Below are 8,323 nucleotides of genomic sequence, written 5' to 3'. Positions count from 1 at the left end.
TCAGCATAGTACCGGGAAGGAGGGAGTGACCATCTCATTAATTATCCCACGCTAAGACTATATTTTGTACAGCAGTGGAGAAGGATGAGAGACCAGCAGTTCATTAACAGGGACTCCTTTTTGCTTAAGCGGCTCAATGGTTCTTTCTATATAAACCGTATTCCAGAGTGTTATCGCCGCCGTATGTAGTGTCAGCGCCGGTGGCGTGGTAACGCTGATCCTCCCACCCCCAGATCCCTGATTTCATTCAGCCGGTGCATGAAGGATGCTCGCCCAAGGGCCTCACCCTTATTCAGCCCCGCCTGTATGCATCGGCCTAAGCCTTTATCGCAAAATCAGTCCAGCATAAACAGCGTCCGATCTCTGCAGAAAATCGCCCTCTGCGCTACGAGTTTGAACGCATTTACTCTGTTTATAGGTAACATTCGCTCCACGATATAATGATATCGGCAACGTATTCAGCATCCTGAGCATGAGTCAGAAGGTGATCCGCCTTACCCAACGAAATGAAACTCTTGGGATGCTTTGCTGCTTTGAATATTTTTTCGGCCTGCTCAATTAACACAGTATCATCTTCAGTCGCATGAAAAATAAGCAGAGGCTTGTTCATGGCGAACACCTTATGAGCGATTTTGTGTTCCTGAATATTGTCCAGCATCTGTTTCTTTAAGGTAAATACCCGCCCGGCCAGCTCAACGGGATAGGCTCCATGCTGGTTAATGTTTTCAACATCATCCTTAAAAAGACGTTTTACGTGTGTCAGTTCTCCGGGTGATCCTATGGTGACAACGGCCTTTGCCTCAGGAACTTCGCCGGCAATAGACAGAATGGCCGATCCCCCCAGGCTATGGCCGATGAGCAAAGAAGGCGCTTCGTACTGTCGGCGGAGATAATCTACCGCGCAAAGCAGGTCCGAAATATTGGATGAGAAGTTGGTGTTGGAAAAATCCCCTTCGCTGTTTCCCAGACCAGTAAAATCAAACCGGAGAACGGCGATAGCATTCTCTGTCAGTTTCCGCGCAATACGCGCCGCGCCTTTGAGGTCTTTGCCACACGTAAAACAATGAGCTAACAGCGCAAACGCTTTAGGATTTTCAGGAAGTTCAAGCAATCCGGCCAGTTCTTCACCAGCCGCATTTTTGAACGTAAATTTTAGTTTTTTCATAGGATATTCCAGGTCTTAAACTGATTTCATATGTTTGATCGCAGGGAAAAATAATCTTCTGCTCTGCATCTGGCATTACGCGTTTTCCTTCCTCTACTGGGGATGTGAAACAGAATTCATTCCGAATGCCTGTCCTCACCTTCCAGTTTGAAAGCTGATTATTGCTTCCTGTTCGGTGATCACTTACGCTATGCTACCAACTAGATGGTAGTTTACAAGAATTTTATGAGGTCTCACTGAATGGCCAATTGCGCGCTCATTCTTAAAATATCCCTGGCAATGCTGGCGTTTGCTGCAAACTCTATTCTGTGCCGTCTGGCCCTGCAGGGAGGCCACATTGATCCCCTTTCATTCAGCAGCCTCAGGCTGGCCAGTGGTGCACTCGTCCTGTCACCTTTCTTGTTTTATCACGCAAAAACTACATTATCGCTGTGGCGTCCGCTGAGCGGATTTTACCTCATGGTGTACGCAGTGCTCTTCTCTGTCGCCTATATCCATCTCGATACCGGGGCAGGTGCGCTGTTACTTTTTGGTGCCGTACAGTTTGCGATGGTGATCCACGGATTATTTAAAGGGGAATCACTCTCCGTTATGCGGGCTTGCGGTTTAGTTATTGCTCTGGCAGGAATTGCTGCCCTGCTGTTACCCGGGGCGAAGGCACCGCCGCTTTACAGTGCACTTATGATGATCGTTGCCGGATTAGCCTGGGCCGCCTATTCCGTCAGGGGGAGGGCGGGCCAGGCGGCCGGGGCTTCAACGGCGGCAAATTTTGTACTCGCCACGCCGATGGCTCTCGCTCTTTCGTTGCTGTTTATGAAGCAGGGTCACTATGATGCTGCGGGCATTGCTTTGTCATTGCTGTCCGGTGCCGCCGCCTCAGCCGGTGCATATGTATTGTGGTATACCCTTTTACCCTCTCTCGGCTCTATCACCGCCAGTACCCTTCAGCTCAGCGTTCCCTGTCTGGCAATGCTAGGGGGTGTGGTATTCCTGGATGAATCACTGACGGTCAGAACGATATTTTCTGCCCTGGCGGTGCTGACTGGCATTGTGATGGTGACACGCGAGAAATCCCCCCGTCAGTCGATGACAAAGGCGAGAGAACCTTAATAACGCAATTAATTCATGCAGTTGTGATGATTCTCTTATGTTAATCACACGAGCCAGTTTTCCCGCTCCGGCATCAGACTGACAGTAATACTGAGGTCGACGTTTCTGACTACACCTAAGGCAGGTTTATGAAATGAAATATGATTTTGATGAGTACGTAAGCAGAGAGAAAACAGACAGTCTCACCGTGGACGGCTGGCGGGAATACCTGTTTTCGGGACAGTCCGAATTTGCAATGCGGTATCCGGCAGAAGGGCTAATTGTAACGGCTCGCAATCGAAATCCTTCGGGCTCGCAATCAGCGCAATTTTCGGCTCAGATTAAGTGACAATGAAAATCCTCACAGGCTCACATTAAGTGATAATGAGCTCGCGTTTATCTTTTCCGGCTCGCCATTCATTGCCTCGGGCTCACAATAAATGCAAATGAAAATTCTCCCATTGCGTCACCAGTAGATAATTTATTGCTTCTTATGCTGGCGAAACAGGGCTGTCAAGACCCTTTCAATCATCTCTTTCACCACCTCAGATTTCGGACGCTCCAGCGCCGTCAACGCCAACCCTTTTTCCAGTGTGATAATAAAACAGGCAAACGCTTCAGGAGCAAGGTAAGCAGGCAGCTCTCCACATTGCTGCGCCTCTCGCGCTTCGTTTTCCAGCCACTGGGTAAATGCCTGCCTTTCATCGCGTAATTGTGCGGCAAGGCCTCCTTCATCAATCTGGAAAGCCAGTGCGGAAAAGGTCATGGCGCACCCCAACGGTTTACCGTCACAACTGAACAACGTAAAGGCGTCATGAAGAAAATGACGCATCCGTTGTTCGAAAGTTTGTGTTTGATCCTGCAGACACTGTTCCAGCCCCCCCAACCAGTGCTGGCGGTAATACATAAGCGCCGCCGCATACATCCCCTCTTTGTTACCGAAGGCCAGATACAGCGATGGAGGTTTCATTCCGGTTACATGGGTCAGGTCTGCTATCGAGGTTGAGGCATATCCCTTTTGCGCAAAAACCTGAAATAACGCCTCCGCCAGCTTATCTGATGAGATGAGTTTTGGCCTGCCAGTTTTTTTCTTTTCAATCATGGAGATAGCCTTATCTTTTAACTTAATCATTATGTTCATAGTATCATGTTTTATAGTTATCGCTAAAAAACAATTGCATCACTGAAATATTTACCTTATATTTTTTATTGATCACTACAAAATACGAACGGGATAGGCGTATGAGAAAGTTCATTATTGCTGCAATATTGAGTCTGAGCATCCTGCCCGTGCTGACACAGGCATCAACCGAAATCAACAATTCTCACCAGTGCGAATTGCTTCGCCTTGGGAGCATCAGTGTTTCAGGTGGCACGATTGATGAGTTGACTAGCAAGCTTGCAGCAAAAGCAGAAAAATCAGGCGCCGATTATTTCCGCATCACTTATTTAAATACCAATGCCCATGGATATGCCACTGCAACGCTATACGACAATGCAGGCGCTTAGCTGCAACATAAATTTGACAAGTTAATCTGTTACATAAGGGATGTGTGGCTACAGAACCCTTATGGCTTTTTACATACGCAAAGGAAAATATTATGAAAACAAACATTAAAGCGCTGTTTTTTGCTTCGCACCTGGCTTTATTTGGCGTGGGTTTCGGTGTCGGTATCTATGTACTGCCTATCCTCACCGCTGAGAAAAACTCCAGTGCTGATGAAATTAAGGAAGTTAAAAATAATGCCCGCTACACGGGGGCATTTTTTAAAAACCAAAAAGGGAGTAATGCTGTTCACTGGGTTGATGGAAAGCTGTATGTCTCCGATCAAGAAATCGCATTTGAAGGTAGCATTGCTCCAGGTCCGGATTACAAGATCTATCTGACCAAAACCCAGGCTGATGATCGTAATTCATTTTTAAAAATAAAAGAAGAATCATTATATATAGGTGATTTGAAAAACTACGGCAACTTCAAAAAGAACCTGCCAAATGGTGTCAATATTGATGAATACACCACTGTGCAAATCTGGTGCGAAAAATTCGAGCAATTTATTGGTTCAGCCCAATACAGGTAGTGGGGTAAAACACGGGTTACTGGAGTTATTTTCGCAAACAGATCATGACGCTCTCTGTGTGACTGGCGCAATGATCACCGGATACGCTCGCAATTAAGGCTATCGGACCTTAAGACTCTGTCAAAATAGATAAACTGGAATATCCATTTACCCATATGGGGTCGTCTGGCGTACTGCAATTCAGTCAGCAAATCTCATGGAGTAAAATCGTATTTTATGGGTGCACCCAAAGCATACAGTTTGGTGAGACAGTTTTTCTGTCTCATTTGGATTGTTTTTGTCTCATCTGCATGTTACGTTTTCCTCATCTAGAGTCTAACGAGACATTTTTCATAACAATGGCTTTTTACGGTTATGCCCGGGTTTCAACCAACGACCAGGATCTGGATTTGCAAATACAGACGCTTCGCGCCGCTGGCTGCGAAATCATCCGTTCAGAAAAAGCGAGCGGGACCAGCCGCGATGGACGAACTGAGCTGCAACTGTTGCTGGATTTTCTGCGTAAGGGAGACACGCTGATTGTCACGCGAGTCGATCGCCTGGCCCGTAGCATTAAAGATTTGCAGGATATCGTGTATGCCCTGAATCAGCAGGGCATTACCCTCAAGGCAACAGAACAACCTGTGGATACGCGCACCGCAGCAGGTAAGGCGTTTCTGGATATGCTGGGTGTCTTCGCTGAGTTTGAAACCAACCTGCGCCGTGAACGCCAGTTGGAAGGTATCGCTGCCGCAAAAGCCCGCGGGGTTTATCAGGGGCGCAAACCGCGCATCGATCCTGTTGAGGTCCGTCGGTTGTACGTTGAAGAGAAAATGGGCGCAACGGCGATTTCTCGCCAACTGGGGATCGGTCGAGCCTCGGTCTATCGTGTGCTGGACCGCGATGAGCAGCCGGCGTAAGGCCATTCCAACCGATTCTTTGTTGCAACTGCGACAACGGCTTGACCGTCTGCCACCAAAAAGTCCGGAACGCGCGGCCCAGATCACCGCGATGGCGCTACTCTATTGCATTTCCGTCACCACCGTCTATCGTACACTCCGTGCCTTCCAGAAACCTCACATTGCACACCGGCGTGATCACGGGAAACCCCGGATACTGCCGCCGTCCGAACTCGAATATTATTGTGAACTGATCGCTGCATTGAAATTACGTACCACCAATAAAGCCGGTCGTCATCTGTCCACGACGCGTGCCATTCAGTTGCTCGAAGAACATGGTGTGGAAACGACTCAGGGGCTGGTTAAACTTCCAAAGGGGTTGTTGCGCAGGCCAACGGTTAACCGCTATTTGTCCCTGTTCCGACTCGATCACTCACGTCTGTTACGGGAGCCACCGGCAGCGCGGTTCCAGGCTGAGTGCAGTAATGACTGCTGGCAGTTCGATATGTCGCCCTCTGATCTCAAATATATCGAATGTCCTGAGTGGATTGATCCGGCCCGTGGACAACCTACCCTGATGTTATTCAGCGTGGTGGACGATCGCAGCGGGGTTAATTACCAGGAATACCGCTGTGTGTATGGCGAAGATGCGGAGTCTGCCTTGCGTTTTCTGTTTAATGCCATGGCGCCTAAAAGTCATCCGGAGATGTCTCTCCAGGGGCGACCGAAAATGCTGTACCTCGATAATGGCCCGGTGGCGAAAAGCCATGTCTTCCAGAATGTGATGCAGGCGCTGCAGATTGACTGGCAGACACATATGCCGGCAGGCAAGGATGGCACCCGCACCACAGCCCGGTCAAAAGGCAAGGTTGAGCGCCCGTTCCGTTCCGTCAAAGAAGCCCACGAAACGCTGTATCATTTTCATAAGCCGGAGACTGAACAGCAGGCGAATGAATGGCTCTGGAACTACCTGATACGCTATAACGCACAACGACATCGCAGCGAAAAGCATTCCCGTGAGGAAGATTGGCTGATGCATTTGCCACCAAAGGGAGTGCAGGACATGTGCACCTGGGAACAGTACTGTCGCTTTGCCCGGGAGCCGGAGTCTCGCAAGGTGGGTATCGATGCCCGCATAACGATTGACGGGACAGCTTACGAAGTCGAACCCGACATGGCGGGTGAAACTGTTATCCTGCTGTGGGGCCTCTTTGATGACGAAATGTTCGTGGAGTTTGACGGTGAAAAGTGGGGGCCTTATTTTCCTGTTTCCGGCCCGATACCTCTGCACCGCTATCGGGCATTCAAACGCGGAAAAGCAGCGGTGCGGGCAGACCGTATCCAGTCATTGGCTCGGCAACTGAACTTACCTATCAGCGCCCTGTCCGGTTGTGACCTCAAACTGGTGGCCGATAGCGTTCAGAGCACGCGGGTGTTGCCACATCAACCCTTCGAGTCCACAGCGTTTGAATACTGTTTTCCTACCCCGGTGGCAGCGAAGCTGGCTATTGCGGCTGATCTGGCCACACCGCTGGCGAAATTATCGGATGAAGACAAGGCGTTTATCGACCAAGTACTGACAGACACGCTGATCCGCAGTGAGGTATTTGCCCGGGTCAGGGAGTATTTCCGCAACACCCAATCAGGAGAGGATCATGCGGGTTGAGGTAATGGAACATTATGGACTGGCGCAACCAATCGATCAGGCCGGTTACTATGAGACGGCTCACCATAAGCAGCTTATCAAGGATATCCGCGGTGCTATCCACGAAGGCCGGTTAATTGCCGTTTGTGGTGTGGTTGGCAGCGGCAAGACAGTCACTCTGCGGCGTTTGCAGCAGCGTCTCAGGGAGGAAAATAAAATTACCGTAGCTCGCTCCCTGTCGATTGAAAAGCACAATATTAAACTGGCCACGCTCATCAACGCGCTCTTTTACGATTTGACGCAGGATAAACAGGTTCAGATCCCCAAACAGGGCGAACGACGCGAGCGTGAGTTACAGGAACTGGTCAAAAAAGGAAAGCGGCCAGTGGCATTGTTTGTTGATGAAGCGCATGACCTGAACGGGCATACACTGATCGGACTCAAAAGGCTGATGGAAGTTGTGGAGGACGGTGGCGGCCGGCTGTCGGTTGTTCTGGCCGGTCACCCCAAACTGCGCAATGACCTGCGACGCCCGACTATGGAGGAGATCGGTTATCGCACGGATATCTTTACGCTGGATGGGATCACCGGTAGCCAACGGGAATATATTCAGTGGCTACTGAAAACCAGTATGGGGAAAGGCAAGCCGGAAGACATTCTGACCGCCGACGCCCTCGACCTGCTGGCGATGAAACTACGTACCCCACTTCAGGTTCAACTACATCTGACGCTGGCCCTGGAGGCCGGTTATCAGACGGGAGAAAAGCCGATAACCGCCGCCCTGGTTGAATCGGTACTTTCCCGCCAGCTTGACGATTTGGAGCCGACATTAACGCGTCATGGTTATCGACTGAAAGACATGGTGGAGCAGTTTGATGCCAAACCGGCAGAAATCAGGGCCATGTTCAACCATCAGCTCGACCCTGCTCGAACAGCAGAACTGCGGGACAGGATGCTGGCGGTGGGGCTCCCGATATGACGAATTTCATTTGCAGTTATTGTGAGCCGAAGGAAATGGAATGCGAGCCGAAAAAGATAAACGCGAGCTCATTGTCACTTAATGTGAGCCCGGGAGGATTTTCATTGTCACTTAATCTGAGCCGAAAATTGCGCTGATTGCGAGCCCGGGGGATTTCGATTGCGAGCCGTTACAGCTAATCAACCTCTGGGTTGCTGACATGGCTTTTGCCACACCAGAGCCGATTCTTCAGGCCATCAGAGACCGTCTGGATAGAAAAATACTCGGCTACACTAAAATCTACGACGAAGAATACTATGAGATCTTTGGCAGCTGGTGTGAGCGACAATATGGTCACCGTTTCAAAACGGAAGACATTGTGCTGTCTCCGGGCATTATTCCCGCGCTGAACCGTCTCGTCCCGCTTCTGACCGACATGGATGACAGTATTCTTATTATGACGCCTTCATATGGCCCGTTTAAAAAGGCGGGTGAATACAGTCAGCGTCG

At 49.7% G+C, this 8,323-nt stretch carries 9 protein-coding genes and 1 pseudogene; 7 read left to right on the top strand and 3 right to left on the bottom strand.

Annotated features, from left to right (window positions below; genetic code table 11):
- Positions 1-72: 72 nt before the first annotated feature.
- Positions 73-386, bottom strand: a pseudogene (locus tag ACOTYN_RS24630) (Tn3 family transposase); the annotation flags it as partial.
- Positions 387-412: 26 nt separating this feature from the next.
- Positions 413-1,165: an alpha/beta hydrolase family protein gene (locus ACOTYN_RS24625; protein WP_004729622.1), complete on the bottom strand. Its 753-nt coding sequence runs from the start codon at positions 1,163-1,165 to the stop codon at positions 413-415.
- Positions 1,166-1,405: 240 nt separating this feature from the next.
- Between ACOTYN_RS24625 and ACOTYN_RS24620 the strand changes: the two genes are divergently transcribed.
- Positions 1,406-2,275, top strand: coding sequence for a DMT family transporter (locus ACOTYN_RS24620; protein WP_001567390.1), 870 nt, complete (start codon positions 1,406-1,408; stop codon positions 2,273-2,275).
- Positions 2,276-2,735: 460 nt separating this feature from the next.
- Here the strand turns inward: ACOTYN_RS24620 and ACOTYN_RS24615 are convergent, their stop codons facing one another.
- On the bottom strand, positions 2,736-3,356 hold the full coding sequence (locus tag ACOTYN_RS24615) for a TetR/AcrR family transcriptional regulator (RefSeq protein WP_001567388.1): 621 nt from the start codon (positions 3,354-3,356) through the stop codon (positions 2,736-2,738).
- Between the two features lie 140 nt (positions 3,357-3,496).
- On the opposite strand from ACOTYN_RS24615, the gene ACOTYN_RS24610 reads away from it, so the two are divergent.
- From ACOTYN_RS24610 to ACOTYN_RS24585, 6 genes are all read left to right on the top strand, one after another.
- Positions 3,497-3,763: a DUF1471 domain-containing protein gene (locus tag ACOTYN_RS24610; protein ID WP_001567387.1), complete on the top strand. Its 267-nt coding sequence runs from the start codon at positions 3,497-3,499 to the stop codon at positions 3,761-3,763.
- A gap of 92 nt (positions 3,764-3,855) precedes the next feature.
- Complete coding sequence (locus ACOTYN_RS24605; RefSeq protein ID WP_001567386.1) at positions 3,856-4,332, top strand: DM13 domain-containing protein; 477 nt, start codon at positions 3,856-3,858, stop codon at positions 4,330-4,332.
- 338 nt (positions 4,333-4,670) lie between these two features.
- Positions 4,671-5,231: a recombinase family protein gene (locus ACOTYN_RS24600; protein WP_021242984.1), complete on the top strand. Its 561-nt coding sequence runs from the start codon at positions 4,671-4,673 to the stop codon at positions 5,229-5,231.
- Entirely contained in the window at positions 5,215-6,876 is a 1,662-nt protein-coding gene (locus ACOTYN_RS24595) for an IS481 family transposase (protein WP_033488203.1), read from the top strand. The genes ACOTYN_RS24600 and ACOTYN_RS24595 overlap by 17 nt, the downstream gene beginning before the upstream one ends.
- Entirely contained in the window at positions 6,809-7,834 is a 1,026-nt protein-coding gene (locus ACOTYN_RS24590) for an ExeA family protein (RefSeq protein ID WP_370375586.1), read from the top strand. Before ACOTYN_RS24595 ends, ACOTYN_RS24590 begins: the two co-directional genes overlap by 68 nt.
- Before the next feature lie 199 nt (positions 7,835-8,033).
- On the top strand, positions 8,034-8,323 hold a 290-nt coding region (locus ACOTYN_RS24585), incomplete at its 3' end, for an aminotransferase class I/II-fold pyridoxal phosphate-dependent enzyme (protein ID WP_421634781.1).

This window comes from Enterobacter cloacae complex sp. IR5458 (assembly GCF_049238025.1).
Lineage (GTDB): Bacteria > Pseudomonadota > Gammaproteobacteria > Enterobacterales > Enterobacteriaceae > Enterobacter > Enterobacter kobei.
The sequence above is the reverse complement of the archived record's forward strand: the minus strand, read 5'-3'. Positions and strand labels throughout refer to the sequence as shown.

What these genes read in the sequence shown, in the direction of transcription:
- ACOTYN_RS24625 (WP_004729622.1), bottom strand. Translation starts at nt 1,165, where the DNA reads ATGAAAAAACTAAAATTTACGTTCAAAAATGCGGCTGGTGAAGAACTG.
- ACOTYN_RS24620 (WP_001567390.1), top strand. Translation starts at nt 1,406, where the DNA reads ATGGCCAATTGCGCGCTCATTCTTAAAATATCCCTGGCAATGCTGGCG.
- ACOTYN_RS24615 (WP_001567388.1), bottom strand. Translation starts at nt 3,356, where the DNA reads ATGATTGAAAAGAAAAAAACTGGCAGGCCAAAACTCATCTCATCAGAT.
- ACOTYN_RS24610 (WP_001567387.1), top strand. Translation starts at nt 3,497, where the DNA reads ATGAGAAAGTTCATTATTGCTGCAATATTGAGTCTGAGCATCCTGCCC.
- ACOTYN_RS24605 (WP_001567386.1), top strand. Translation starts at nt 3,856, where the DNA reads ATGAAAACAAACATTAAAGCGCTGTTTTTTGCTTCGCACCTGGCTTTA.
- ACOTYN_RS24600 (WP_021242984.1), top strand. Translation starts at nt 4,671, where the DNA reads ATGGCTTTTTACGGTTATGCCCGGGTTTCAACCAACGACCAGGATCTG.
- ACOTYN_RS24595 (WP_033488203.1), top strand. Translation starts at nt 5,215, where the DNA reads ATGAGCAGCCGGCGTAAGGCCATTCCAACCGATTCTTTGTTGCAACTG.